We start from the raw sequence: 25,414 nt of genomic DNA, 5'->3' as shown, positions 1-25,414 counted from the left end.
CGATCCCCCCTGATGCCAGAGCGGGATCTGGCCTGTCTGCCATAAACGTCGGTGTGATTTGGTCGGGCTAGCAGGACTCGAACCTGCGACCTTCCGTCCCCCAGACGGACGCGCTACCAGGCTGCGCCATAGCCCGACGTTGGAGTGTTCATAACGGTTTTCCCGGCAGGGGCAAGAGGAAAACATTGCCTTTTTTCTATCCTGCCGCCCGTGTTTCCACCCGGTTCAACCATGCGCGCAAATCCTTTGCCAGGGGCGCGATACGGCTGAGTAGTTCATCGTCGAATTCGGACCGATTCCATGCCAGTGAAGCGATGCCTCCAACCAGAGGCGCAGCATCCAACTCGGCTGGTTCGGCGCTTTCCTCTGGTGCCTCAGCTTCTTGCGGTGCGTCGAGGTCCATGGGGATTTGTTCGGTCTGCAGGGTAGGTTTGGCGGAAAAGGGAACAACGGTGCTGTCCGTTTCCTCGACCGCAGGCTCATCCAGAGACGGTGAGAGCGCGGCGACATGGGCAACGCCCTGTTCGCGCAGTATACGCTGTACGCCCTTGATTGTGATCCCATCCTCATGCAGCAGCTTTTTGATACCACCCAGAAGACGCATATCGTTGGGGCGATAGTACCGGCGCCCTCCGGCCCGTTTCACGGGCTTGACCTGAGTAAACCGGCTTTCCCAAAATCGCAGGACATGGGCCTGTACTCCGAGCCAATCCGCAACTTCACTTATGGTGCGAAATGCGTCGGGAGATTTACTCATGTCCGCGAGGTCCTAGGATTACTTGCGATTCCCGGCGGCGACGCGATCCTTCATCAGGTGCGACGGACGGAAAGTCAGCACGCGGCGGGGTTGAATGGGAACCTCCTCGCCAGTTTTGGGGTTGCGACCGATACGAGCGGTTTTGTCCCGAACGCTGAACGTGCCGAATGAGGAAATCTTAACCTGTTCACCGCGCACCAGCGCGTCGGACATGTGGTTCAGAACGCTTTCCACCAGCTGCGCGCTTTCGTTGCGTGATAGGCCAACTTCACGAAAGACGGCTTCGCTTAGATCCATTCGGGTCAGTGTTTTGTCGCTCATACCTTTTCCCCTGTTGATGTCAAAGCATAGGGCGGGGGCAAATTCACTGTCAATATCAATGAATTGCAGGTGGGGGCGTAAGCTGAATTGCGCCGGTTACCAGCGCAGAACAACCGCGCCCCAAGCTAGCCCGCCGCCAATGGCTTCGGTTACGATCAGATCGCCTTGCTTGATTTGCCCACGCTGTTTGCCAACCGACAGGGCCAGAGGGATCGACGCGGCCGAGGTATTGCCGTGATCCTGCACGGTGACCACAACATTCTCCATCGGCAGGCCCATCTTCTTGGCTGTGCCTTGAATGATGCGGATATTGGCCTGATGCGGCACGATCCAATCCACGTCCGAGGCCGTCAGCCCGGCGCGATCGAGTGCTGTGTTGGCGGTTTTGGCAAGCTTTTCAACGGCATGACGGAAGACCTGGTTGCCTTGCATCCGCAAATGACCGGTCGATTGCGTTGACACGCCACCATCCACATAAAGCAGGTCCTGATACCGCCCGTCCGAGTTTAGATCGGTTGCCAGAACGCCCCGGTCGTCCGACGTGCCGGTGCTTTCCTGTTCCTCAAGGATCAGGGCACCTGCGCCGTCGCCGAACAACACGCAGGTCGAGCGGTCGGTCCAATCCATGATTCGGGAAAACGTCTCGGCCCCGATGACCAGAACGCGTTTGGCCTGACCCGAGAGGATCAGCGCGTTTGCATTGCTCAGCGCGAAAACGAATCCGGCGCAGACGGCCTGCACATCGAAGGCAAAACCGCGCGTCATGCCAAGGCGGGCCTGAACCATGGTCGCCGCTGACGGAAAGGTCAGATCAGCGGTTGAGGTCGCAAGGACGATGGCGTCAATGTTGTCGGCTTCCAGCCCCGCATCTGCAAGGGCGGCTTGTGCGGCATTGGTCGCCAGATCTGAGGTGGTTTCACCTTCGGCAGCAAAGTGGCGGCGTTCGATCCCCGACCGGGTTCGGATCCATTCATCCGTCGTATCCAAAGTCTGTTCAAACTCGGAATTCGGGACAACACGTTCGGGCAAATAATGTCCGACACCTACAACGACTGAACGGCCTGCCATGTTTGAGGTACTGCCTTCTTTGTTATTTTTCCGCCTGCGGCGCGGCATGCGCGGCATCTTGTGCAAGCTGGGCCGTTGATGCAACCCGTGCTGCCAATTTTTCGGCAAAACCTGATTGGGCCAGCGTGAAGGCCAGCTTGACTGCGGCTGACACTCCGGTCGCGTCCGCGCCGCCGTGGGATTTCACCACAGTTCCGTTCAGCCCCAGGAAAACGCCTCCGTTCACCCGACGCGGATCGATGCGTTTTTTCAGGCGATTCAGCGAGGTGATCGCCAACACCGACGCAAGTCGAGAGAGGGGTGTGTATTTGAATGCTTCGCGCAGAAGATCGCCGATCAGGCTGGCCGTGCCTTCGCCGGTTTTGATCGCGACATTGCCGGTAAACCCATCGGTCACAATGACATCTGCCTTGTCGCCGGGAATATCGCTGCCTTCGACAAAGCCCACGAAATCAAAATTCGCGGATTCGGCGAAGTCGGTGATCATGGCATGCGCTTCTTTCAGCTCTGCCCGACCTTTGTGTTCCTCGGTACCGACATTCAAAAGCCCGATCCGAGGGCGTTGCAGCGCCATGCCGTTGCGCGCGTAGGAGGCGCCCATCAGCGCGTATTGCAGCAGATCCTTGGCGTCGGCGCGCACATCGGCGCCTACATCCAACATCACGTTGAACCCCTGAGGGTTGCGCGAGGGCCACAGAATCGCAATCGCCGGGCGGCTAACTCCAGGCAGTTTGCGCAGACGCATCATCGACAATGCCATCAGCGCGCCTGTGTTGCCACAGGATACCGCGCCATGGGCATCACCCTGACGCACGGCCTCAAGCGTGGACCACATCGAGGTCTGTTTGCCGTTGCGCACAACCTGGCTGGGCTTGTCCTCCATCGTGACGACGTCGGGACAATCACGAAAATCGACGCGCCCATCTAGGACGCGCCGTTTCGCTACGAGCTTGCGCAGCTTGTCTTCCGGACCGTGCAGCAGAAACCCGATATCGGGGTTCTTCTTCGCCGATTGCGCCAAACCTGCAACAACAGCTACGGGACCATCGTCCCCCCCCATAGCATCAACGGAAATGATGATCCGTCCGGCGTGCGTGGGTTGTTCCGTCATGCGAAGGCTTGCGCTCGATCAGGCTTAGGCTGCGTCTTCGTCCAGGTCGATTTCGTCGGCCTGAGCGACGACTTCACGGTCGTCATAGTGGCCGCAGGATGCGCAAACGTGGTGCGGGCGCTTCAGCTCGCCGCAGTTCGGGCATTCGTTCGGGTTTGCAGCAACCAGAGCGTCGTGTGCGCGGCGGTTGTTGCGACGCGACTTGGAAACTTTGTTCTGTTGGACGGCCATGGTCTCAACCTTTGTCTACTGAGGGTCAGCAGAATCGCCGCCGACCGGGTTTCATATTTCGTTTATCGTGGTTTGACGCGCGTTTAGGGTACATGCCCCACGTTGTCCAACCCTAAGTCCGATGAGCGCGCGAAAATACTGCGATTCTCGACATGTTCAAGCGATTTTTCTGACCGCTTGCTATGACAGGAAATCTCTGCCCTGTCACTCGTCTTTTTTCAGCGCATCGCGCAAACCTGCCAGTCCGGCGAAGGGTTTTGCATCTTCGTCCGTCATCGCCTGTTTACCCGGCTCTGTATAGTCGGCCTGCTCCAGTTCCGCACCCTCTTTGCGAGGATAAAGGGGGAGGGCCAGTGACAGCGCCTCGATCATCACCTGAGTGGGGTCAATTTCGGCGCCCAGAGCCTCGGTTTCGTCGCCTTCGGGGATTTCGAACTCTTCATCCTCGGGGTCTGCCCAGTCGGCCAGAAAGGTACGAGTGACGGGGACGTCGATACGTGTGGTCACCGGTTCCAGCGTCACGACGCAGGGTTGCACGACAGTTGCGCCCAGTTTGGCGGTGAGGACCCAGTCCTTCTTTCCTTCGGCCTCAACTTGGCCGACAAAGCTGAGCTTGCGAAGGCCCAGCAGGTCAAGCTCGGCTTTGATGTTGTCCAATTCTGTCGCGTTTGGGCGCAATTCGAAGGATGTTGGTGTGTTTTGGGGCAGGTCGGCCACCCGCAGAGATGTCGTGTTGCTCATTCGTGACCCTTTCCTGTGTTGAACCGGGGCATCGGTTTCTGTAAGCGGATAGGGGCCGTTACGGATCAAGGCAAGAGGGTGTATATGGTGATGGGTGTAAACAAGGTGAAACGAGCAGCGAAATCGCTCGTCTTTATTGCCTGTCTGGCTGCGATTGCGGCCTGTACGCCAACCTTCAAGAATCACGGCTATATTCCGCCTGCCGAAGATCTGGCCGAGATCAAAGTGGGTGTCGATACCCGCGACACCGTGGCCGAAGCCATCGGGGCGCCCGGCATTTCCGGCGTTGTGCAAGATTCGGGCTATTACTACGTCGCCTCTCGTGTGCGCTTCTATGGCCCCAAACGGCCCGAGGTCGTCTCGCGCGAATTGGTTGCCATCAGCTTTGACCAGCGCGGCGTCGTCCGCAATATCGAGAGGTTCGGTCTGGAGGACGGAGTCGTCGTGACCCTTGAACGGCGCGTGACCGAATCCAGCATCCAGAACAACGGCTTCCTGCGTCAGCTGCTGGGCAATATCGGCAACTTCAACCCAGCTAACATTCCGGGCGCCACCAACTAAGTCACAGGACTGTCGTGTCGTCTTCACAAGGCGGTCACATCTGCCGTGATAGCAGAGCCATAAGGTTGAAATCCGGTCGGCAAGGGCGGAGGATGCGGTCATGGCTGTGTTGTTGAGCAAAGGGCGTTTTCGGGCGCGTCTGGCGCAGAGTGACGAAGATCTAGCGGCGGCGCAGGCGCTCCGAACGCGGGCGTTTTGCACCGGCGCATTGGATGCTGACGCGTTCGATCCGGTTTGCGCCCATGTTCTGGTCGAAGACCTGCAGGACGGGGGCGCTCTGGTCTGTTGTTTCCGTATGCTGACCATGGATAGCGGGGCTGAGATCGGGCGCAGCTACTCGGCGCAGTTTTACGATCTGTCCAGCCTCGAAGGATTCTCGGGCCGTATGGTCGAGATGGGGCGGTTCTGTATCCACCCCGACCGGACAGACCCGGACATCCTACGTGTCGCGTGGGGCGCGATGACGGCCTATGTGGACCGGAACGGAATCCAGATGCTGTTTGGGTGCTCCTCATTCGCAGGCACCGAGACGGCCGAGTATCTGGACGCGTTTGCGATGCTCAAACACCGTCATCTGGCGCCGAAACGCTGGCTGCCGCGGGTGAAAGCGCCGGATGTGTTTCGGTTTGCGTCCAAGCTGCGGCGCAGGCCGGACGTCAAAAAGGCGATGCTGCGAATGCCGCCATTGCTGCGTACCTATCTGATGATGGGCGGTTGGGTCAGCGATCACGCGGTGGTGGATCGGCATATGAACACGTTGCACGTTTTCACCGGGTTAGAGATCGGGGCGATTCCCCCGGCCCGCAAACGGTTGCTGCGGGCGGTGGCCGGGTGAATTGAGTATTTTTGAAAAGGTGAAGCCGGGGCGTTGACGCATCAGGCTGGCCGGTTTAGCTGGCGGGCATGGCGAGAATTCCTTTGTTGCAGATGTCCGGCATTTCCCTGACCTTCGGGGGTGATCCGGTGTTTTCCGGTTTGGATCTGGTGGTCCAGCCGGGTGATCGCGTTGCGCTTGTGGGGCGCAACGGCTCGGGTAAGTCCACCTTGATGAAAGTGATGGCGGGGCTGGTTGAGGCGGATCAGGGCGAGATCGTTGTGCCTCCCGGAAAGTCCGTTGGGTATATGGAGCAGGACCCAGGGATGGAGGGGTTCACGACGCTGGGCGACTATGCCTCAAGCGGGTTGGAACCGGGCGAGCTCTACAAGGTCGAACGCGCGGGTGAGGGGCTGAAATTCGACCCGTCGCGCCCCGTTGAGACTGCCTCGGGCGGGGAACGGCGGCGCGCGGCCTTGGCCAAGCTGATGGCCGAAGCGCCGGACCTGATGTTGCTGGACGAGCCGACCAACCATCTGGACATCGAAGCCATCGCTTGGCTCGAGCGCGAATTGGGCGCGACGCGGGCTGCCTATGTGCTGATCTCGCACGACCGCGCGTTCCTGCGGGCGTTGACCCGCGCAACCCTGTGGATTGATCGCGGCATGGTGCGGCGGCAGGAACAGGGCTTTGAGGCGTTCGAAATTTGGCGCGACAAGGTCTGGGAAGAGGAAGATCAGCAGCGTCACAAGTTGAACCGCCTGATAAAGTCCGAGGCGAAATGGGCGGTCGAAGGGATCAGCGCACGACGTAAGCGCAACCAAGGGCGGGTGCGCGCGTTACAGGCCCTGAGGGCCGAGAAGGCGGCGCAGATCAAACGTCACGGCTCGGCCGCCATGTCGCTTGAGGCCGGGCCGAAGTCCGGTCGCAAGGTGATCGAGGCCAAAGCTCTGTCGAAAGCCTATGGCAACAAGCAGATCGTGCGCGGCTTTGATCTATTGGCGCAGCGCGGGGATCGGGTTGCCTTTGTTGGGCCGAACGGGGTGGGTAAAACCACTCTGTTGAAAATGCTGCTGGGGCAGGAGGCTCCGGATGAAGGCACCGTGACGCTGGGCACCAATCTGGAGATCGCGGTGTTTGACCAGACTCGCGCGCAGTTGGACCCCGAGATGAGCCTGTGGGACAGCCTGACCGGCGACCCCGAGATGCGCGTGTCGGGTAAGGCCGATCAGGTCATGGTCGGTGGGCAGCCCAAACATGTCGTGGGTTACCTCAAAGAGTTTCTGTTCGATGAACGTCAGGCAAGAGCGGCTGTTAAGTCCCTGTCCGGCGGAGAAAAAGCGCGTTTGCTGCTGGCGAAGTTAATGGCGAAACCGTCGAATCTACTGGTGCTGGACGAACCGACCAACGATCTGGATGTGGAAACTCTGGACCTGCTGCAAGAGCTGTTGGACGACTATGACGGCACGGTTCTGCTGGTCAGCCACGACCGGGACTTTCTGGACCGTGTGGCCACCACAACCATCGCGATGGAGGGCAATGGCCGTGCTACCGTTTATGCGGGCGGGTGGTCGGACTATATCGCTCAGCGGGGTGATCTTGCCCCTAAGAAAGAAGAGAAAACAAAAGCTTCCAAGCCAAAGGTGAAGCAAGAGGCCAAGCCGAAACTTGGCCTGTCCTTCTCGGAAAAGCACCGGTTGGAGAAGCTCCCGGCCGAGATTGCGCGGCTGGAGGCCGAGATTGCCAAACTGGAAGAGCTGATGGCGGACCCGGATTTGTTCACGCGTGAGCCGGTCAAGTTCCAAAAAGCCACCGAGGCGTTGGTCGAACGGCAGGAAAAACTGTCGGCCTCCGAGGAAGAGTGGCTGATGCTTGAGGAAAAGGCCGAAGGCGGGTAGCAAAAGACCCGAAACTCAGTTTCCTCAGGTTTTCAAGGTCGTCTTATGCGCTTCCCCGGATCGGGCGTGCTGGGTTGCCAACGACCGTTTCATCGGGTGCGACAGATTTGGTCACGACACTGCCCGCGCCTACAATGGCCCGGTCGCCGATTGAGACACCAGGCAGGATTATAGCGCCGCCGCCAATCCAAACATTCTCTCCAATCGTGACCGGATGCGCGACTTCAAGACCGTCTGCGCGCAGGGCGGGGTCCTTGGCGTGTTCTGCGCAGTAGATCTGGACGTTAGGGCCCAGCATTGTGTCGCTGCCGATCCTGACAGGCGCGGTATCCAATATGGTACAGCCCGCGTTAAAATAGACACGATCGCCCAGAGAGAGGTTGAATCCATAGGCGCAATGAAACGGGGCTTCGATGAAGCACATATGCCCGATTTCGGCGAAAAGCGCACGCAGCTCAGGCGCGATCGGGCCGCGATCATCGGGCTGGCATGAGTTGTGGGCGTAAACGGCGCGACGGGCGGTCTGGCGCAAGTCTTCCAGTTCCGGATCGAGGCAGGTGTACCACGCACCCGCCGCCATTTTCTGCCGTTCGCTCATGTCCTTAGGGTTAGCGCATCCTTAGGGCGCCGTCGATGCGGATGACCTCTCCGTTCAGATATCCCATCTCGACGATGAAGGCGGCGAGGCGTCCGTATTCCTTCGGGTCCCCCAAGCGGGGTGGGTTCGGGACGTCGGCGGCCAATTGGGCTTGCACCTCTTCCGGCAGACCGGCCAGCATCGGCGTCATGAAGATGCCGGGCGCGATGGTCATCACGCGGATACCGGTTGAGGCTAGGTCGCGGGCCATGGGTAGGGTCATGCCGACAACGCCGCCTTTTGAAGCCGCATAGGCCGCCTGACCCTTTTGTCCGTCGAATGCCGCGATCGAGGCGGTGTTGATGATGACTCCACGGGCCCCGTCTGCATCGGGCTCATTCAAGGCCATTTGGGCCGCAGCCAGACGGGCGACATTGAAACTGCCCACCAGATTGATGTCGATGGTGCGCTGGAACGCGTCCAAAGGGTGCGGGCCGTCGCGCCCGACGGTTTTGATACCGTCCGCAATACCGGCGCAATTCACGGCGGCGGTGATCTTGCCCATTTTGTCCGTGGCCAACTCGACCGCTGCTGCAACCGAGGCTTCTTGGGTCACGTCGGTCTCAGTGAAATGCCCTCCGATCTCGGCGGCGACCTTCGCGCCACGGTCAGCATCGCGATCCAGCAGCGTGACCTGAGCGCCCTGCGCGGCAAAGTGCCGGGCGGTGGCTTCGCCCAAACCGGACGCGCCGCCGGTGATGATGGCTGCGGTGTCGGACAGGTTCATGATGGGCCTCCTCGCGGGTTAATGAACATATGTTCAATAAACAGTTTAGCCGCGTCCTGTCTATAGGTTTGGCTTTGGACCCCGCGTTGGGTTCTGAAGAAATCCTCAGAAACCCTTCAGACCGGCTTCACGGAAGATCGCCAACTCGTGAATGAACAACCTGACGCGGTCGGGTGTTTTTTCGTCAGGAGGTGCTGAAATGTTAAAGAGTACAAAGCAAAAACTTGGCGCGCTTGCGATTGCGCCGTTTGTCGGGGTGTTCATGGTCGGAAGCGCAGCAGCCGCGCCGGAAACCTGCAACTGGAAAACAGCGCGTGATCTCGCCAATGCCGGAGACTACGCAGGTTTGTGCGATTGTGCGCAGGTTACGCCCAGCTTTCTGGAGCGTCTGCAGAGGCGGGCCGATTTCGAAACCACTCTAAGCGTAACAGGTGCGCAATGCCCGGGATTGGCAACTTTGCTGACCGATTTGCCCACGGCGAGTGTGCAGGCCGCTTCGAACCAAGGCGAAGACAGGTCTTCCAACGGTCCGGGCAACATCGGCGGAGGCGGTCCGGCGGGTGATGGTGGCACAGGCGGCAATGACGGCCCAGGTGATGGGGGCGATGGTCCGGGTAACGGTGGCGATGGCCCCGGCAATGGTGGCGGCGGTGACGGCCCTGGAAACGGTGGCAATGGCGGCAACAACGGCGGTCCCGGCAACGGCAATGGAAATGGCGGAAACCCCGGAAACGGTGGCGGCAACAACGGAGGTTCAGGGCCGGGCACCGGTAACGGTGGCGGCAACAATGGACAGGGCGGCGGCTCCGGAAACGGCGGCGGCGGTAACGGAAATGGTGGAAACAGCGGAGGCGGCAAAGGCGGCGACGGCAAAGGCGATGGCGGCAAGGGCGGCGACGGTAAAGGCGGAGGCGGCAAAGGCGGCGGCAAGAACGGCGGAGGAAAGGGCAAGAAGTAGCCCATCGCGACGTAGTGCCTGAACTTTTTGTAGGTTGCCAAATTCGGCGACCTACACCAGCGTGTTTGACCCCGGATACAGCCAGCGCCAACTTGGCTTTCTACAGCGCCAGCGCGTAGGTCACCGGTTGAGCGCCACTCGCTTTAGGCATCTTCTTTGCTGCCGATGCCGGTAATTTAGACTTTGCGATCCTCTCGCCTGGTTTGCCGTTTTTGAAAAAGCTGTCGACCCGCCAGCTTGCTTTCAGGGTTCTCGGCAGCTTGCTCAACATGCGCGAGGTTTCCTTTGACGCGCTGCTCCACCAGGGTTTCATGCCGCCGCTGCACTTTGCATGAAACCGGACGCGGACCCGATAGCCCGAGGCTTTCTCTTCTTTTCTGAAGTCCTGCAAGCTCTTGATCAGCTTGGATTCAAAGGCACCGTAGTAGGTCGAGTTCGAGCTGGCCGACATGGGCGTCAGATTGACATTGGTGCCGGGCCCGCCAAGTTTTTCGCTTAGGATGTGGCCTTTGATGTATGTCTGAGCCTGCAGTTCCGAGTAGTCGGACAGCATCTGAATTTCTGTCAGCGCCAGAAGCTCCAAAATCTTGTCGACCGAATTTGCCTTGGCAAGCTTTTGGAGCGTCGACTTGCTGGACAGGGCCTTTTGCACCGCAGCCAGATCAATCAGGTCCTTTACATCCCAGCGCGAGTTGAACCGTTCGACAATCGCGCAATGGCCGGTAGCCGGAGAGCTTCCCTTTTGCTTCAAGCTGTCGGTTGTCAGGATGCAGGTGACCTCATCCGCGCCAGTTGAGAATTTTTCGCCTTCAAAGACAACGTCGGCGCGGCGGGAAGATGTGAATTTGTTCGCAACTACCATGTTCAAATCATACTAAAACGCTTCAATAGTCAGCAGTTTAGCATAGATTTGGGCTTCGACGAAATAAGGCGCTCCGGGCGCAGGTGTTTGCGCCCGGAAACGAGAGAGATCAGCCCAGTTGAACCAGTGCATGGCGTTTCTTGCCTGCGCTCAGTTTGATCGGAGAGGACAACGCGCCTGCGTCAATCATCAGCCCTGCATCCGTCAACGGCGCATCGTCCAGCTTAGCGCCGTTTTCCGAGATCAGGCGTTTGGCTTCTTTGCCAGACTTGGCCAGACCGGATTTCACGATCAACTGCACGATGGACATGCCAGCGCCCAGTTCATCCGCGCTGAGCGTGAGGGTCGGAAGGTCTCCGCCAATACCACCTTTTTCGAACACTTCGCGGGCCGTGGCCTCGGCTGTGGCAGCGGCTTCGGCACCATGCAGAAGGGTCGTGACTTCATTGGCGAGACGGATTTTGGCCTCGTTGATCTCAGACCCTTGCAGCGCGCCCATGCGGTCGCATTCATCGACCGGAAGCTCGGTGAAGATCTTCAGGAAGCGGCCTACATCGGCGTCAGTCGTGTTGCGCCAGAACTGCCAGAACTCATAGGGCGACAGCATATCGCCGTTCAGCCAGATCGCACCGCCCTGCGATTTGCCCATCTTGCGGCCGTCGCTGGTGGTCAGCAGAGGCGTCGTCAGGCCGTAGATTTCCTGATCCAAGACGCGGCGGGTCAGGTCGATACCGTTGACGATATTGCCCCACTGATCCGAGCCACCCATTTGCAGAACGCAGCCATAGCGGCGGTTCAGCTCAAGGAAGTCGTAGGCCTGCAGGATCATGTAGTTGAATTCCAGGAAGCTCAGCGATTGTTCGCGGTCCAGCCGGGATTTCACCGACTCGAAGGACAGCATCCGGTTGACCGAGAAATGCCGCCCGATATCGCGCAGGAAATCGAGGTAGTTCAGGCTGTCGAGCCACTCGGCATTGTTCAGCATCAGCGCGCCGGTGTCGCTGTCATCGTAAGACAGGTATTTCGAGAATACCTGCTTCATGCCCGCGATATTGGCGTCGATCTGTTCGGGCCCCAGCAGGGGACGTTCATCCGAGCGGAACGAGGGGTCGCCCACCTTAGTGGTGCCGCCGCCCATCAGGGTGATCGGCTTGTGGCCGGTCTTTTGCAGCCAACGCAGCACCATGATGTTCATCAGGTGACCCACATGCAGCGACTGCGCGGTGGCGTCATAGCCGATATAAGCTGTCTGCACCCCGTCGATCAGCGCGTCGTCAAGGCCTTGATAATCGGTGCAGTCGGCCAGAAAGCCGCGCTCGATCATCGTGGCGATGAAATCCGATTTGGGGTGGTAGGTCATATCGTGCCCTCGGGGTTACTGTTGCGGGGCACTGTATAGGCGGCGGCGTAGGGAAGGGGAAGGTGCCTTTTGCGCTGAAAAAGACCTCGGGCCAGCGTCGCATACAGGGCGCTCGGGGCAGAATTCTTTGCAGCTTGGGCGCAAGGCGCTTGCCTTGTCTGCCATAGGCGGGGCAGGTTGGCGCCGTTGCACGCTCTGATTGTTCAGAAGGCAGGTGCAACGTCTGATACAGGCAGGAGGCAGCCGTGCGGCAGTCCAACAAGATGCAAGGTCCGATCCGGGCGCTTGGGGCGATGTCCGGAACGTCGATGGATGGCGTGGATGCCGCCGTGGTCGAAACCGATGGTCACCGTATTTTCAGCTTTGGTGAAACCGGCTATCGCGCCTATTCCGAGGCTGAACGTGCGGTGATCCGGGCCGCCTTGGGGCAATGGCAAGGCCCCGATGTCGAGGTTGCTGGCGAGTTGGTGACCGTGGCCCATGCCGAGGCCCTGTCGGAATTTGAAGAGGTGGACCTGATCGGCTTTCACGGCCAGACCCTTGCGCATGAGCCGCGTGGGCGCGGTACCTTACAGGTGGGCGACGGCGTTGGGCTGGCACAGGCGCTGGGTTTGCCGGTTGTCTGGGATTTCCGCAGTGACGATGTGGCTTTGGGGGGCGAGGGCGCGCCTCTGGCCCCGTTCTTCCATTTCGCTTGTGCCAAATGGATCGATGCGCGGGAGCCGCTGTGTTTCCTGAACCTCGGCGGTGTCGGCAACCTGACCTATGTGGACCCGTCCTTTGATGGCCCCGAAGCGCCCGGGGCTTTGTTGGCGTTTGATACTGGCCCGGCAAATGCGCCTGTGGATGATCTTATGCAGGCCCGTCTGGGCCAGCCGATGGATCGCGACGGTGCAGTGGCCCGCGGCGGCACCGTGGAAACCGGTGCGCTTGAGCTGTTTTTAGCCGAGCCGTTCTTTGCGCGCATGCCGCCCAAATCTCTGGATCGAAACGACTTTGCCGAGATGGTGCGTCTGGTGCAGGAGTTGAGCGATGCAGACGCGGTCGCGACCCTGACCGCAATGTGTGCGGCGGGTGTGGCGCAGGGGATGCAGCATTGCCCGAACCCCCCCACGCGCGTGCTGGTGACCGGCGGAGGCCGGCATAACCCCGTTCTGATGGAGATGCTGCGCGTCTCGTTGGATTGCCCGGTTGAGCCGGTCGAGGCCGTGGGGTTGGACGGCGATATGCTGGAAGCTCAGGCCTTCGCCTATTTGGCGGTCCGCGTGGCGCGGGGCTTGCCGACTTCGTGCCCCGGAACGACAGGGGTGCAGGCCCTGGTGGGCGGTGGCATAGTCAGCCGTGTCTCGGTGGATCAGGCCAGCTAAGCTGGAAACTCGGACCAAGTGGTTCAAAAGCGGGCATAAATGTGCGACGCTTGTGTAAACTTGTTTCAACAAAGGTCTTGTTTCATGGCGACAAAAGCGGAACTGGAAGCCGAACTTGAGGCGTTGCGCGCGCGCAGCGCGAAGTTGGAGGAGAGCGCTGAGGCGGGCGCCGAAGAAAAGGCCTCGACCAAAACGAGCGATGAGATTCGGCGGTTGCTGAAGGAGCATGGCGTTGATCTATCCGGGGCCGAGGCCATGGGTGAGGACGTCGTTGCCGAGTTTGGACGTTTGCAGAAGGACTATCCGATTACAGTTCTGCTGATTGCATTCTCGCTTGGGTATGTGGTCGGTCGGGCCAGCAGATAGAGAGGGTGAGATGAGCAGGTTTAGCAGAAATCTTGTAACGATCTATCGCACGGAACGCCTGATCGCGCGTCGTCGTTTTGCGGTCATGCAGCAACAGACGATCCTGATGGTGCTGGCAGGTATCGCGGCACTGGCCGGTCTGGTTGCCCTGAATGTTGCCATCTTTTTTGCGTTGGACGCGTTGATGTCTTCCGCCGGTGCAGCAGCGGTGCTGGCGGCCGGGAACCTAGTTTTGGCGGCGCTACTGGTTCTGTTTGCGCGGCGGACCAGTGTCGAGGATGAAATCGCCCCGGCGGTGGAAGTGCGCGACATGGCGATCGCGGACGTAGAAGAAGAGATGGAGGAAATGGCCGCCGAGGCGCGTGAGGTGGTTCAGGCGGTCAAGAGTATCGGGGCAAATCCGCTGGGATCTTTGCCGGCGTTGCTGGTGCCCTTGTTGACCGCGCTTTTGAAGAACCGGGCCGAGAAATAGGGGCATGCGGGGTTGGGGGCGCTTCCAAGCCGTCGATTGCATTTTTGTTGCTACTCGCTCGCACTTGTCAATTGTGGCGAGATGCCTTGGCGCTCCTGCGCCTAGCTGAGTGTTAAGGCTATAACCGCGCTATCAAGCCAATGTGTTCAGGATAATTGGATAGCGCGGATGGCTCCAAAGCCGCCATCCATCGATACGACGAATTGCTGCGTTCGCATTCCGCCTTGCAGGCATTCGAATTGCGTCAGACTATCCGAAGCGCTGGTTCCTGAAACACAGCAAAAAAATGTAGCATTTTATCAGAATACTTTTACCTTGTGGTCAAATTTGGGGGAAGATGAATGCTCGACATCATCATTAGACAAGCCCAACTGCCGGATGGCCGAGGGCCGTTGGATATTGCGATCAAGGGTGACCGCGTCGCAGAAATTGCCCCCAAGATCGAGGCTGAGGCGGGCGAAGTCATTGACGCGGCTGGGCGCTTGGTTTCGCCCCCGTTTACCGACCCACACTTCCATATGGATGCGACCCTGAGCCTTGGAACGCCTCGCATGAATGTCTCGGGTACACTATTGGAAGGCATTGCGCTTTGGGGCGAATTGAAGCCCCTGCTGACACCCGAGGCAGTAATTGAACGCGCCATGCGATATTGCGACCTTGCCGTATCGCAGGGATTGCTGGCAATCCGTTCGCATGTGGATGTTTCATCCACACCTTTGGTTGGCGTCGAAGCGCTGTTGGAGGTCCGCAAGCAGGTCGCTCCCTATATTGATCTGCAATTGGTAGCATTCCCGCAAGATGGCCTTTACCGCGCGGAGAATGCAGAAACATACTTGATCCAAGCCCTTGATATGGGTGTCGATGTAGTGGGCGGCATCCCGCATTTTGAGCGTACAATGTCGGAAGGCGCCCGGTCGGTCAGAAGACTGGCCGAGATAGCGGCAGACAGAGGTCTGAAGCTGGATTTGCATTGCGATGAAAGCGACGATCCAATGTCGCGCCACGTGGAAACCTTAGCCTATGAGACCACGCGCCTTGGGCTTGGCGGGCGGGCAACGGCAAGTCATGTCACCGCAATGCACTCGTATGACAACTACTATGCATCGAAGCTCATACCGCTAATCGCAGAAAGTGGCATGAATGTAGTGCCCAATCCTCTCATCAATATCACGCTGCAAGGCCGTTCGGATACCTATCCGCGTCGTAGGGGGCTGACCCGGGTGCCAGAGCTGCGCGCAGCAGGTGTGAATGTCGCCTTCGGACAGGATTGCACGATGGACCCATGGTACTCGCTTGGCTCCGCCGACATGTTGGAAGTGGCTCACATGGGCGTGCATGCCGTGCCGATGACATCCCGCGAGGCGATGGAGTGGGCGTTTAGGTCCGTTACTCAGAATGGTGCCAAAGCAATGGGCTTGCCCGACCCGACGATCCGCGAAGGCGGCCCTGCCAATATGATTGTGCTGCAAGCGCAGGACCCGATTGAAGCAGTTCGCATGAAAGCCACCCGGCTTGCCGTTATCAAAAACGGAAAGGTGCTAGCCCGCACAGAACCACGTATGGCCGCGCTTTCTTTGCCTGACCGTCCCACGACCCTGGATCCCGCAGATTATGCGCCCAGGCCAAATACTTAGGAAGCTCAATAACAAGAAGAATTGTAACCAACAGAAGAGGATCTACCAATGAAACTCACCACAACCCGCCGGCAACTGATGGTCGGCGCTGCGGCCACGCTGGCCCTGCCGGCTTATATCCGTCGCGTGAATGCGCAATCTGCGATCCGCGTCGCCGGCGTGCACATGTCTCCGGTCGAAAATGCGTGGAACAGCCGCATTCACCTGGCGATGCAGGAAGCCGCCGGCGCTGGCCTTATAGAGTATGAGTTTTCAGAAGGAGTAGCTCCGACCGACTATCCCCGCGCGATGCGCGAATATGCCGAAGGAGGTGCGCAAATCATCTGGGGTGAATCTTACGCTGTGGAGCGTGAAGCACGCGAAGTGGCGGGTGACTACCCCGACACTGCGTTTCTGATGGGGTCTTCCGGTGGGCCAGAAGGTGACAATTTCGGTGTCTTTGGCACACGCAACCACGAGGCAGCCTATCTGGCCGGTATGCTCGCGGGTCAAATGTCCGAAAGCAATGTCTATGGCTCGGTCGGTGGTTATCCGATCCCCGAGGTGAACCTGTTGATCAATGCTTTCCGCATGGGCGTAAGCGAAGTGAACCCAGACGCCACCTTCGTTAACGGCTTTATCGGTGCATGGTTCGATCCGGCCCGCGCGCAGGAAGCTGCGATTGCCCAGATCGATGCGGGCGCGGACATACTGTTTGGTGAGCGCATTGGCACTGCGGATGCGGCCCAAGCGCGAGGTGTAAAGGCCATCGGTTCGCTCATCGACTATACTCCACGCTACCCGGGCACGGTCTTTGCCAATGCAATCTGGAATTACGGTCCGACCATCCAGGCCATCGTGGCGGATGTTCAGGCCGGTAATCCAACAGGTCGTAACTACACCGAATATTCCTTTATGGCGCATGGCGGCAATGAGTTGATCTATGTCGCCGATGAAGTGCCCGCCGACGCCATCCCGGGGATGGAGGCCAAACAGGCCGCGATTCAATCCGGTGAATGGGACGTTCCGATTGATGAAAGCGAGCCCTCCTGATCCAGAGGGTCTCGACGTGACCGATGCCACGGCTCTTGCAGCTGCCATCACGGCAGGGCAGATTTCTGCCTGCGAACTGATTGAATCCAGCCTTGCCGCCTGCCACGCACGGGCGGGTTTGGGGGCCGTGGTATATCTGGACGAAGAAATGGCCCGCGATGGGGCAAAGGTGGCAGACGCATTGCCACCAGACCAGCGCGGGCCATTTCATGGGGTTCCCTTTTTGGTGAAAGACCTAGGTGGTTCCGCAAAAGGGTTGCCGGCGGCGGCAGGATCTGCGGCAATCCGTGCGCGATGTCGTAGACCCGAAAGCGACAGCCACCTGCTACACCGTCTTCGCCGAACCGGCCTGATCCCTTTTGGCTTGACCGCAACACCGCCGTTTGGCCTTTCACTGACATGCGAACCCGATGGCGCGGCTGTGACCCGTAATCCATGGAACCCTGCACTGTCACCCGGTGGTTCATCCGGCGGCGCCGCAGCCGCAGTTGCGGCTGGTATTGTTGCAATTGCTCATGCCACGGATGCAGCCGGGTCCATCAGGGTTCCGGCTGCGTGCTGTGGCTTGACCGGACTCAAGCCTTCTCGCGGCGCAGTGCCCGGAGGCCCTGATTTTGCCAATCACCTGATGGGCATAGCGTCTGAGTTGGTCCTTGCGCGGTCGGTCCGCGATGTGAAGACAGCCTTTGACGCGGTAGTCCAGCCCATGGCCCCGTTATATCTGCCAGAACGCCCCCGTGTCGCATTGGCATTGCCGGAGCGTTGCGGTGTCGACCAGTGCAAGGCCGCGAAAAGTGCTGCCGACGCGCTACGCGATGCGGGTTGTGAGGTGCGCGATATTCGTGCCCCTGACCAATTGGGGGATGAGGCTCACGCAATCGCCCGAACCATACTAGGTATTTCCTTGGCCGAGTGGCTGACTGCGCTCAAGATCACTGATGATGAGATTCCACCACTTGCCGCAGCCATGGCTGCCGAGGGCCGTGCGACGTCCGCCACGGCGCTTTTTGCTGCCTCGCGACAACTCGCACGTCTGACAAATCGATCTCGTAAGCTTTTTAAGTCTGCCGATGCTGTCCTGATGCCGATCCTCTCGTCTGCGCCGCCCGTTGTTGGCGCTTTGGATCTGTTCGGCTCCTCCCCAGACGATCACATGGCGCGGCTCGAGGCTTTTGCCCCGAACGCAGCACTTGCAAATGTAGCGGGCTTGTCAGCTTTGGCGCTGCCTTTTGGCATGGCAAATGGCCTTCCAACCGGCGTTCAACTGATTGGTCCCCCCGGCTCGGATTTAGCGCTGCTGAAACTTGGCGCACTTATCGAAGCCCGCGCGCCCGCAATCCCTTTTCCACACGCAATCGCAGGCCTGACCACATGAACAAGGTTCTGGAACTAAACGGCATAACCAAGCATTTCGGAACACTCACCGCCAATGATGATGTGACCCTCACACTAGAAAAAGGGGAAATACTTGCTTTGTTGGGCGAAAATGGTGCTGGTAAGACGACGCTGATGAATATCCTGTTCGGCCATTACGCAGCCGATAAAGGCTCGGTCAGGGTGTTTGGCAAAGAGCTGCCCCCGGGTCAACCACGCGCAGCGATCGAGGTGGGCGTGGGAATGGTACACCAACACTTCACGCTTGCGGGCAACCTCACGGTTCTTGAAAACGTAATGCTTGGCTCCGAACCGCTGACGCGTAGCCGTTCTGCTCGTGGCGAGGCGCGCAAGAAACTGTTGCAGATCTCAGAGCAGTTCGGCCTGCCCGTGAACCCCGAAGCCAAGGTCAGGTCACTGTCCGTGGGTGAGCGCCAGCGCGTCGAAATTCTCAAAGCGCTCTATCGCGACGCGCGCATACTGATCTTGGATGAACCGACTGCGGTTCTGGCCCGGCCCGAGGCGATGCGCCTGTTCGAGACGCTGCGAGATATGACGAAAGAAGGCCTCTCGCTTATTTTCATCAGCCACAAGCTGCACGAGGTCATGGCAGCTTCTGACCGCGTGGCGGTGCTTCGTGGCGGCAGGATGGTCGCGGAACGCAATACATCCGAAACCACACCAGAAGAGTTGGCGGAACTGATGGTTGGCCGCAAGGTTGAACGCCCCGTACGTCTAGACCATGAGATTGGAGCGCCAGTCCTGATCGCAAAGGATGTGAGCGTAGTGGAAGACGGTGAGTTGCGGCTGGATGATGTGTCGTTCGCCGTCAATGCCGGTGAAATCCTTGGTATCGTTGGCGTTTCAGGCAATGGTCAGTCCTCCCTCGGAGCGCTGCTGTCAGGATTGGCACACCCGAGTGCGGGTCAGTTAACACTTTTGGACGAAGATATCGGCCATCTGGGTCCGCGCGGCATGATCCGCGCGGGGGCAGGCAGGGTGCCTGAAGATCGGCATGCAGAAGGCGTTGTGGGCGAATTGAGTTTGTGGGAAAATGCGGTGCTTGAGCGCTTGCGCACACCTGAATTTTCGCACCGCGGCTTTGTTCGACAACGCGCCGCCCGGGATTACACTGCGGCGCTGATCGAACGCTTTGATATCCGCGGCGCCAGCCCCGACACGCGAACAAGGCTGCTGTCCGGCGGCAATATGCAAAAACTGATCCTTGGCCGGGTTCTGACCAATGGCCCGCGTTTTGTGCTCGCAAACCAGCCAACGCGTGGTCTTGATGAAGGGGCAATTGCTTCGGTTCATGCCGAGCTTTTGACAGCACGGGCGGAAGGTGCCGCAATCCTGCTCATCTCAGAAGAATTGGAAGAAGCTGTGGCCCTGTCAGACCGAATACAGGCCATCGTAAAGGGTCGCTTGTCAGAACCGATATCGGCCGATGAAGCCGACCCACAACGCCTTGGCCTGATGATGGCAGGTGTTTGGAAGGAAAATGATGATGCGGCTTGAACGACGCTCACATGTGCCGCTGCACCTCGCGATCATTGCACCACTGGCCGCGATCTTTGCTGCATTGCTTTTGGCCGCAGGTCTCATCGCTGCTGCTGATGTAAATCCGCTATCGGCTTATGGCGAAATGGTGAATGGCGCATTCGGCTCGCGCCTTTCCATCGCCGAGATGCTGACCCGCGCCACTCCGCTTATCTTTACGGGGCTTGCCGCAGCTGTCGCCTTCCGAGCGCGGCTTTGGAACATCGGGGGCGAGGGACAGTTCTTTGTTGGGGCGCTAATCACCGCTTGGATCGGTCATTCACTCGGGATTCCAGGGTGGATAGGTATTCCGATCTTGATGTTGTCAGGCATGGCGGCAGGCGCGGCCCTGTTGGCAGGGCCTGCCTTTCTACGCTTGCGTTTCGGCGTAGATGAGGTGGTGACAACCCTGCTACTCAATTTCATCGTGATCCTTTTCGTTGGTCTCATGATTGAGGGTCCTATGCGCGATCCGCTGGCCTTTGGGTGGCCCTCTTCGGTGCCCGTAGACGGTGAATACCGCCTTCCGGATCTGATCCCCCGTACACGTCTCCATATCGGATTGCTTTTTGCTATCGTTGCAGCAGGTGCTGTTTGGCTGATCCTTGCGCGCACTGTTTTTGGTGCTGAAACACGCGCCGCAGGTTTAAATGCCAGCGCTGCTGCTTTTGCCGGAATTTCCCTGCCCCGAACGATCATGGGTGTGGCCCTGCTTTCGGGCGCGCTGGCTGGGCTTGCCGGGTCTGTCGAAGTCATGGGGGTCACTGCGGGTGTCACCACCACTATGAGCCCCGGATTTGGCTATGCAGGCATTGTCGTCGCCATGCTCGCCGCTTTACATCCGGCCGGAGTGGTCGCTGCCGCTGTTTTCGTCGCCACAGTTTTTGTCGGGGCCGACGCCATGAGCCGTGCGACGGGTGTTCCCAGCTTCATTGCCGATGTAATTGTGGCGCTGTGCCTGCTCACCATGATCGTGGCCCTTCTTTTCACTACCTACCGGGTGCGCGGATGATTGATGCAATTGACCTGCTGCTGAATACCAGTCTTTGGGCTTCCGTGCTGCGTATTGCGACACCGCTCATATTTGGTGTTCTTGGTGCGCTGCTTTGCGAACGTTCGGGCGTGCTCAATCTGGGAATCGAGGGGATCATGACCATGGGGGCGATGGGCGGTTGGCTTGTCGTCTACATGGGAGCACCATTGCTTGCAGGCCTCATTTTTGCAGCGTTTTGCGGCGCGGTGATGGGATTGCTTCATGCCATGCTGACAGTTCCACTAGGGCTTTCGCAACACGTCTCAGGGCTGGGCATAACGCTTTTTGCATCCGCTTTAGCCTATTACCTGTACAGGTTGCTTGTTGAGGTGGGAGATTTGCCCCCTACGATCGAGGCTTTTAAGCCGCTCGATATTCCGATCCTGTCAGATCTTCCCGTTTTGGGACCGATCCTTTTTAATCAAGCTTTGCCAACCTATCTGGCGCTCGCTGCGGTGGCTGTGATGGCCTATGTTCTTGCCCGCACGCCCTTGGGGTTGGCTATTCGTATGACCGGAGAGAACCCTCATGCGGTTGAGGCGCAGGGGCTGAACCCGATCCGTATCCGTATCGGCGCAGTTGTTGTTGGGTCGGCTTTGATGGCGGTGGGCGGGGCCTTCCTGACCACAACGGCGTTCAACAGCTTTTTCCCGGGCATGGTGCAGGGGCGCGGTTGGATCTGCATTGCATTGGTAGTCTTCGCTGGCTGGCGACCCGGTAAGGCTTTGATTGGCGCGATGTTGTTCGCTTTCTTCGATGCCTATCAACTACGATTGCAGACAACGGTTGAAGGTGTGCCATATCAGTTGTTCCTTATGGCGCCGTATGTACTTTCGATCGTCGCGCTCGTCCTTGTTGCCCGCAGAGCCGAAGTCCCCGCGGCTTTGATGGCACCCTACCGACGCGGCGAACGTTAGTGGCATATGTTCGAACGTTTTGGCCAGGAAACGATAGACTCATCAAATAACCAGCTACTCGACCAGACAACGAAGTGCTAGGTACAAGACCTAGATCACAATCCAGAATTCTCTGCAGAATACCTGTTTTTTCACTCTCCGGCATCATTCAGTCGCGCAGATTGAAAACCGGTCTTAGGGTCATTTGAATGCCTGCCTCCGACTGTCCGACCTGACAAGCTCGCGCACGCGGCGAATGGCCGGTTTCCGCCCTTTTCGATGAACGCTGCGCTGATCGCATTGGTCGTTTTAGGGTTCGAACCAAACCTTCTATGCAGCTGACGCAAATGGCTGCCTTGGGCCGATTTTTACGTTCGCGCTTGGCCCATGCCCGAGAGATCACAATCAGGAGTGATAACTTCTCGAGTAAAACTGAAAGTAAAGCTATAGAAGGCGCCAAAGGGTGCTGCCAAGTCGTCGATTGCACATTTGGTTGGCACCATATTGCACTTGTCAATTGTGGCCAAATACCTTGGCGCGGCCGCACAAAGCTGAGTGCCTAGGCGGTAACCACGCTATCAAGCAAATGTGTTTAGAATATTTGGACGGCGCGGACTGCTCCTAGAGCTGATTGGCTATTGCCGTGGCGAACGTCAGCCTAGAGCCCAAAGTGGACAAACTTCTGTGCTGAATTTGTTGCTCCAACCTAGGCTCTTGAAAAACTATCAGTCGATAGGCCAATCTCAACTGTAAGGCTAATCCCGCGCGCCAACTACGGAACCCTGAATGCGGCTGATCAGAATATGTTTGATTTCGGTGGCGCTGATGGCAGTGGCCATAGTCGGGTTAAGGTGGACCTTTCCACTTCCTGAAGAAAATTTTTCTCAGCCAACGTTTAAGCAAGATGCCGATTGGGACGGACCATTAGGCGCAACTATTAGAAATGCACTTGAGCGTAACCCCGGGCTTGACGGTGTAAGGCCTTTGGGCAATGGACGCGCAGCTTTTGCGGCCCGGGCGATCCTTGCGAGAGAAGCAACATCCTCAATCGATGCTCAGTACTACATCTGGCAAGATGACGTTACCGGCCTGATGCTTCTTGAAGAACTTAAGGCAGCAGCACAGCGCGGCGTGCGCGTCAGATTGCTGGTCGACGATAACGGTATCTCCGGATTGGATGATTTGCTTGCCGAACTGGACGCCTTGCAACATGCAAATGTACGCATCTTCAATCCGTTCACTTTGAGGAACCCAAAACTTCTGTCCTATGCATTTGACTTTGGTCGCCTGAACCGGCGGATGCACAACAAGTCAATGACTGTGGACGGGGTCGCCACGATAGTTGGGGGACGTAACATTGGTGACATCTATTTCGACTACGGTGCCGGAACGCACTACCTGGATGTAGACGCGATAGCTATCGGCCCGATTGTGGATGAGGTGTCGCAATCCTTCGACGCATACTGGAATAGTGCCTCCGCTTACGACGCTGGGCTCTTTTTGGATCCTCCGTCGGAAAAAAGTCTGAAAGCAAAGGCAGACGCCGCGCGCCAGACTGCGGTTGGCGCAGGCTATCAAAGGGCAATTCAGGATAACGAACTGGCCGACCGGATAGCAGCACATGATCTGAAGTTCGAGTGGAGCGAAGTCACTCTTTTTGTCGACGACCCGTCAAAAGGTTTGGGCGAAGTCGAAAGTGAAGACCTGATTGTTGAACAACTTATCGAGTTCGCCAGAACTTCTCAATCCTCATTGGACTTGGTCTCTGCGTATTTCATTCCGGGGGAACGAGGGGCGGAGGTTCTGGAAGGGTTGGCAAAGTCCGGAGTGAAGGTCCGCGTCTTGACCAACTCACTGGATGCCACGGATGTGATGCCCGTTCACGCGGCCTATATGCGATACAGGGAAGACTTGCTGAACAGCGGGGTAGAGTTGCTAGAGCTTCGAGCTTTGCGGCGTGAGCATCGCGAGCGCAGCCTGCCAGAGATGCTGGCTGGATCGGCATCTGGTCTACACGCAAAAGTCTTTGGATCGGATGGAGAACGGATCTTTATAGGCTCTTACAACCTCGACCCCAGGTCCGCGCGACTGAATACGGAAATGGGCCTTATGATCGAAAGCCCAACGATTGCTGCGTCGCTTGCGGAGCAATTGAACAGGCCTGAGTTTTCTTACCGCGTCGAACTCAACGAAAGCGGCGAGATGATCTGGCTGCAAGAAGAGCAGGATGGGACAGTCATTATCCATACCGCAGACCCGGAAACCACCGGTTTACAGCGTGCCCTGATGGCCGTTGTCAGGTGGCTGCCGGTCGAATGGATGCTCTAGTCACCAAACGACCGACAATCCGTTGACCCGCAGCCAGAGACGCCAGTGCGTGATCTGACCTACAGTGAAGTCACAATGGCTCTGGCGTAAGCTTCCATGTCGATATTGGCACCTCCGGTTGCGTACCAAACCACGACGGCGTCTTTTCCTGGTGAGACATAGATTCCTTGGCCATTCATCCCGCTTTTGTAGAAATCGCCATCGGCAAAAACGGCATCCCATTGGTATGCGTTTGCCATCGGCTGTTCACGGAATGCTTCGGAAAGGTGCGGCCCAAGCGTTCCCTTCATATAGTTTTCAGCGACCCCCGCGGTTTGGATCGTGCCGATCATCTTTTCAGATACAATGCGGTCTGACGCTGTTTTGTCCCAGCTCGGCGTGTAGAGAAGACCAATCTTTGCCATGTCGATCAATCGGCTGCTGATCAGACCGTGTATGATGCCGTTTGCCAAAAACTATTGGTTTACGCGAATGAAGAAGGCGGCTCCGTTGTCATTTTCAATGACATCGCCGCCTTGGCCGAGTTGCACTACGGTTCCTCCGCCGAACCTCATCACGGTTTGAACAAACGGCTTACCGCAACATTTCGCACGGCAATTCAGTAGCCGCTGCTTGGAAAAAGCAATACAAACCGGATAGCAATTGGCCATCTTTTCGTCGTCCGCTTTGGGCAGATTTTGAAGTTCGCGCTTGGGCAATACCCCAGAGAAAACAATCAGGGGTGACAACTTCTCGACCACAACTGAAAGTGCAACTATCGAACGGGCTAAGATCTCTGCCCCCGCCGCGCTTTGCGCGGCTCCCCCTGGATATTTTTAGCCAGATGAAGTTTGGATCCCTTGTGCTATCGGCTGCGAGGGATGTCAAAACCGGGGGCGGCGAGGTCGAAGCCGTCGAATTCGAAGCCGGGAGAGACTGTGCAACTGACTAGAGTATAGTCTCCGGTCGTTCGGGCCGCTTGCCAGTGGTTTTCAGGAACAATCAGTTGCGGCGCACCTTTGGACAGGTCTGGGCTGAGAAGGTGGTCGGTGGCGGGGCCTTGGTCGGTTTCGCTGATCGACAAGATCAAAGGGGCGCCTGCGTGGTAAAGCCAGATCTCGGTGGCATCGACGCGGTGCCAGTGGCTGGTTGCCTCGGCCTCTAGCAGGAAATAGATGCAGGTGCCCGCGGCGCGGCCATTGTTTTGCGCGCGCCAAGTCTCGCGGTACCAGCCGCCTTCGGGGTGTTTTTGCAGGTTCAGGTGGTCGATGATCTCTTGCGCGGTCATGTTTGGCCTTTTTGGGTTTTTGCGCGATTATGCATGGGTTCGCACGATCCGCTATGGCAA

Annotated in this window: 27 protein-coding genes and 1 tRNA gene; 14 read left to right on the top strand and 14 right to left on the bottom strand. The window is 58.2% G+C overall.

Features of this window, described 5'->3' with window-relative positions; all coding sequences use genetic code 11:
• Nucleotides 1-59: 59 nt before the first annotated feature.
• The 7 genes from ACR0J4_RS02270 to ACR0J4_RS02240 form a co-directional block, all read right to left on the bottom strand.
• Nucleotides 60-136, bottom strand: a tRNA-Pro gene (locus tag ACR0J4_RS02270).
• A gap of 60 nt (nucleotides 137-196) precedes the next feature.
• The gene (locus tag ACR0J4_RS02265) at nucleotides 197-757 is read right to left on the bottom strand and encodes a MerR family transcriptional regulator (RefSeq protein ID WP_170641956.1); all 561 of its coding nucleotides are present in this window, start codon (nucleotides 755-757) and stop codon (nucleotides 197-199) included.
• Between the two features lie 18 nt (nucleotides 758-775).
• Nucleotides 776-1,078 carry an integration host factor subunit alpha gene (ihfA, locus tag ACR0J4_RS02260; RefSeq protein WP_037316145.1) on the bottom strand — a complete coding sequence of 101 codons (303 nt, stop codon included), beginning with the start codon at nucleotides 1,076-1,078 and terminating at the stop codon, nucleotides 776-778.
• A gap of 96 nt (nucleotides 1,079-1,174) precedes the next feature.
• On the bottom strand, nucleotides 1,175-2,146 hold the full coding sequence (locus ACR0J4_RS02255) for a beta-ketoacyl-ACP synthase III (protein ID WP_170641955.1): 972 nt from the start codon (nucleotides 2,144-2,146) through the stop codon (nucleotides 1,175-1,177).
• 22 nt (nucleotides 2,147-2,168) lie between these two features.
• Nucleotides 2,169-3,257 carry a phosphate acyltransferase PlsX gene (gene plsX / locus ACR0J4_RS02250; RefSeq protein WP_170548168.1) on the bottom strand — a complete coding sequence of 363 codons (1,089 nt, stop codon included), beginning with the start codon at nucleotides 3,255-3,257 and terminating at the stop codon, nucleotides 2,169-2,171.
• A 24-nt stretch (nucleotides 3,258-3,281) separates the two neighbouring features.
• Nucleotides 3,282-3,488 (bottom strand): 50S ribosomal protein L32, encoded by a 207-nt coding sequence (rpmF, locus tag ACR0J4_RS02245; protein WP_008756996.1) that lies wholly within the window; start codon nucleotides 3,486-3,488, stop codon nucleotides 3,282-3,284.
• A gap of 204 nt (nucleotides 3,489-3,692) precedes the next feature.
• Nucleotides 3,693-4,229: a DUF177 domain-containing protein gene (locus ACR0J4_RS02240; RefSeq protein ID WP_170548171.1), complete on the bottom strand. Its 537-nt coding sequence runs from the start codon at nucleotides 4,227-4,229 to the stop codon at nucleotides 3,693-3,695.
• An 84-nt stretch (nucleotides 4,230-4,313) separates the two neighbouring features.
• On the opposite strand from ACR0J4_RS02240, the gene ACR0J4_RS02235 reads away from it, so the two are divergent.
• The 3 genes from ACR0J4_RS02235 to ACR0J4_RS02225 all read left to right on the top strand — a co-directional run bounded on the left by ACR0J4_RS02235 (nucleotide 4,314) and on the right by ACR0J4_RS02225 (nucleotide 7,502).
• On the top strand, nucleotides 4,314-4,790 hold the full coding sequence (locus ACR0J4_RS02235; protein ID WP_170641953.1) for an outer membrane protein assembly factor BamE domain-containing protein: 477 nt from the start codon (nucleotides 4,314-4,316) through the stop codon (nucleotides 4,788-4,790).
• A 100-nt stretch (nucleotides 4,791-4,890) separates the two neighbouring features.
• Nucleotides 4,891-5,625 carry a GNAT family N-acyltransferase gene (locus tag ACR0J4_RS02230; RefSeq protein WP_170641951.1) on the top strand — a complete coding sequence of 245 codons (735 nt, stop codon included), beginning with the start codon at nucleotides 4,891-4,893 and terminating at the stop codon, nucleotides 5,623-5,625.
• Between the two features lie 68 nt (nucleotides 5,626-5,693).
• Entirely contained in the window at nucleotides 5,694-7,502 is a 1,809-nt protein-coding gene (locus tag ACR0J4_RS02225; protein ID WP_480668280.1) for an ABC-F family ATP-binding cassette domain-containing protein, read from the top strand.
• Nucleotides 7,503-7,545: 43 nt separating this feature from the next.
• On the opposite strand, the gene ACR0J4_RS02220 is transcribed toward ACR0J4_RS02225, so the two are convergent.
• Nucleotides 7,546-8,100, bottom strand: coding sequence for a sugar O-acetyltransferase (locus ACR0J4_RS02220; RefSeq protein ID WP_170373938.1), 555 nt, complete (start codon nucleotides 8,098-8,100; stop codon nucleotides 7,546-7,548).
• A gap of 10 nt (nucleotides 8,101-8,110) precedes the next feature.
• Complete coding sequence (locus ACR0J4_RS02215; RefSeq protein WP_170747413.1) at nucleotides 8,111-8,866, bottom strand: 3-hydroxyacyl-CoA dehydrogenase; 756 nt, start codon at nucleotides 8,864-8,866, stop codon at nucleotides 8,111-8,113.
• Between the two features lie 199 nt (nucleotides 8,867-9,065).
• Here ACR0J4_RS02215 and ACR0J4_RS02210 point away from each other — a divergent pair, with 199 nt between their 5' ends.
• Nucleotides 9,066-9,824 (top strand): hypothetical protein, encoded by a 759-nt coding sequence (locus ACR0J4_RS02210; protein ID WP_170747412.1) that lies wholly within the window; start codon nucleotides 9,066-9,068, stop codon nucleotides 9,822-9,824.
• Nucleotides 9,825-9,924: 100 nt separating this feature from the next.
• Here ACR0J4_RS02210 and ACR0J4_RS02205 read toward each other — a convergent pair whose 3' ends face one another.
• Together ACR0J4_RS02205 and tyrS are read right to left on the bottom strand one after the other, a co-directional pair.
• Nucleotides 9,925-10,686 (bottom strand): DNA/RNA non-specific endonuclease, encoded by a 762-nt coding sequence (locus ACR0J4_RS02205; protein WP_170641946.1) that lies wholly within the window; start codon nucleotides 10,684-10,686, stop codon nucleotides 9,925-9,927.
• A gap of 109 nt (nucleotides 10,687-10,795) precedes the next feature.
• Nucleotides 10,796-12,046, bottom strand: coding sequence for a tyrosine--tRNA ligase (tyrS, locus tag ACR0J4_RS02200; protein ID WP_170641944.1), 1,251 nt, complete (start codon nucleotides 12,044-12,046; stop codon nucleotides 10,796-10,798).
• 263 nt (nucleotides 12,047-12,309) lie between these two features.
• Between tyrS and ACR0J4_RS02195 the strand changes: the two genes are divergently transcribed.
• The 10 genes from ACR0J4_RS02195 (at nucleotide 12,310) to ACR0J4_RS02150 (ending at nucleotide 24,087) form a co-directional block, all read left to right on the top strand.
• The gene (locus ACR0J4_RS02195; protein WP_170641997.1) at nucleotides 12,310-13,413 is read left to right on the top strand and encodes an anhydro-N-acetylmuramic acid kinase; all 1,104 of its coding nucleotides are present in this window, start codon (nucleotides 12,310-12,312) and stop codon (nucleotides 13,411-13,413) included.
• 84 nt (nucleotides 13,414-13,497) lie between these two features.
• Nucleotides 13,498-13,779 (top strand): hypothetical protein, encoded by a 282-nt coding sequence (locus tag ACR0J4_RS02190; RefSeq protein ID WP_170641942.1) that lies wholly within the window; start codon nucleotides 13,498-13,500, stop codon nucleotides 13,777-13,779.
• 10 nt (nucleotides 13,780-13,789) lie between these two features.
• On the top strand, nucleotides 13,790-14,251 hold the full coding sequence (locus ACR0J4_RS02185) for a hypothetical protein (protein WP_170641940.1): 462 nt from the start codon (nucleotides 13,790-13,792) through the stop codon (nucleotides 14,249-14,251).
• Between the two features lie 341 nt (nucleotides 14,252-14,592).
• Nucleotides 14,593-15,885, top strand: a complete 1,293-nt coding sequence (locus ACR0J4_RS02180; RefSeq protein WP_170641938.1) for an amidohydrolase family protein — start codon at nucleotides 14,593-14,595, stop codon at nucleotides 15,883-15,885.
• Between the two features lie 48 nt (nucleotides 15,886-15,933).
• Nucleotides 15,934-16,917, top strand: coding sequence for a BMP family protein (locus tag ACR0J4_RS02175; RefSeq protein WP_170641936.1), 984 nt, complete (start codon nucleotides 15,934-15,936; stop codon nucleotides 16,915-16,917).
• Nucleotides 16,898-18,292, top strand: coding sequence for an amidase (locus ACR0J4_RS02170; RefSeq protein WP_170747411.1), 1,395 nt, complete (start codon nucleotides 16,898-16,900; stop codon nucleotides 18,290-18,292). The genes ACR0J4_RS02175 and ACR0J4_RS02170 overlap by 20 nt, the downstream gene beginning before the upstream one ends.
• Nucleotides 18,289-19,809 carry an ABC transporter ATP-binding protein gene (locus tag ACR0J4_RS02165; protein ID WP_170641932.1) on the top strand — a complete coding sequence of 507 codons (1,521 nt, stop codon included), beginning with the start codon at nucleotides 18,289-18,291 and terminating at the stop codon, nucleotides 19,807-19,809. Before ACR0J4_RS02170 ends, ACR0J4_RS02165 begins: the two co-directional genes overlap by 4 nt.
• A complete protein-coding gene (locus ACR0J4_RS02160; protein WP_170548209.1) occupies nucleotides 19,799-20,842 on the top strand; it encodes an ABC transporter permease in 1,044 nt (347 codons plus the stop codon). Before ACR0J4_RS02165 ends, ACR0J4_RS02160 begins: the two co-directional genes overlap by 11 nt.
• The gene (locus tag ACR0J4_RS02155; RefSeq protein ID WP_170548212.1) at nucleotides 20,839-21,780 is read left to right on the top strand and encodes an ABC transporter permease; all 942 of its coding nucleotides are present in this window, start codon (nucleotides 20,839-20,841) and stop codon (nucleotides 21,778-21,780) included. Before ACR0J4_RS02160 ends, ACR0J4_RS02155 begins: the two co-directional genes overlap by 4 nt.
• Before the next feature lie 765 nt (nucleotides 21,781-22,545).
• The gene (locus tag ACR0J4_RS02150; RefSeq protein ID WP_170641930.1) at nucleotides 22,546-24,087 is read left to right on the top strand and encodes a phospholipase D family protein; all 1,542 of its coding nucleotides are present in this window, start codon (nucleotides 22,546-22,548) and stop codon (nucleotides 24,085-24,087) included.
• A 59-nt stretch (nucleotides 24,088-24,146) separates the two neighbouring features.
• Here ACR0J4_RS02150 and ACR0J4_RS02145 read toward each other — a convergent pair whose 3' ends face one another.
• From ACR0J4_RS02145 to ACR0J4_RS02135, 3 genes are all read right to left on the bottom strand, one after another.
• Complete coding sequence (locus ACR0J4_RS02145; RefSeq protein WP_170664979.1) at nucleotides 24,147-24,500, bottom strand: hypothetical protein; 354 nt, start codon at nucleotides 24,498-24,500, stop codon at nucleotides 24,147-24,149.
• Nucleotides 24,501-24,542: 42 nt separating this feature from the next.
• On the bottom strand, nucleotides 24,543-24,815 hold the full coding sequence (locus ACR0J4_RS02140; RefSeq protein ID WP_170548221.1) for a hypothetical protein: 273 nt from the start codon (nucleotides 24,813-24,815) through the stop codon (nucleotides 24,543-24,545).
• A gap of 116 nt (nucleotides 24,816-24,931) precedes the next feature.
• Complete coding sequence (locus ACR0J4_RS02135; RefSeq protein WP_170641926.1) at nucleotides 24,932-25,354, bottom strand: cupin domain-containing protein; 423 nt, start codon at nucleotides 25,352-25,354, stop codon at nucleotides 24,932-24,934.
• Between the last annotated feature and the right edge of the window lie 60 nt (nucleotides 25,355-25,414).

This window comes from Ruegeria sp. B10, assembly GCF_056539825.1.
The sequence above is the reverse complement of the archived record's forward strand: the minus strand, read 5'-3'. Positions and strand labels throughout refer to the sequence as shown.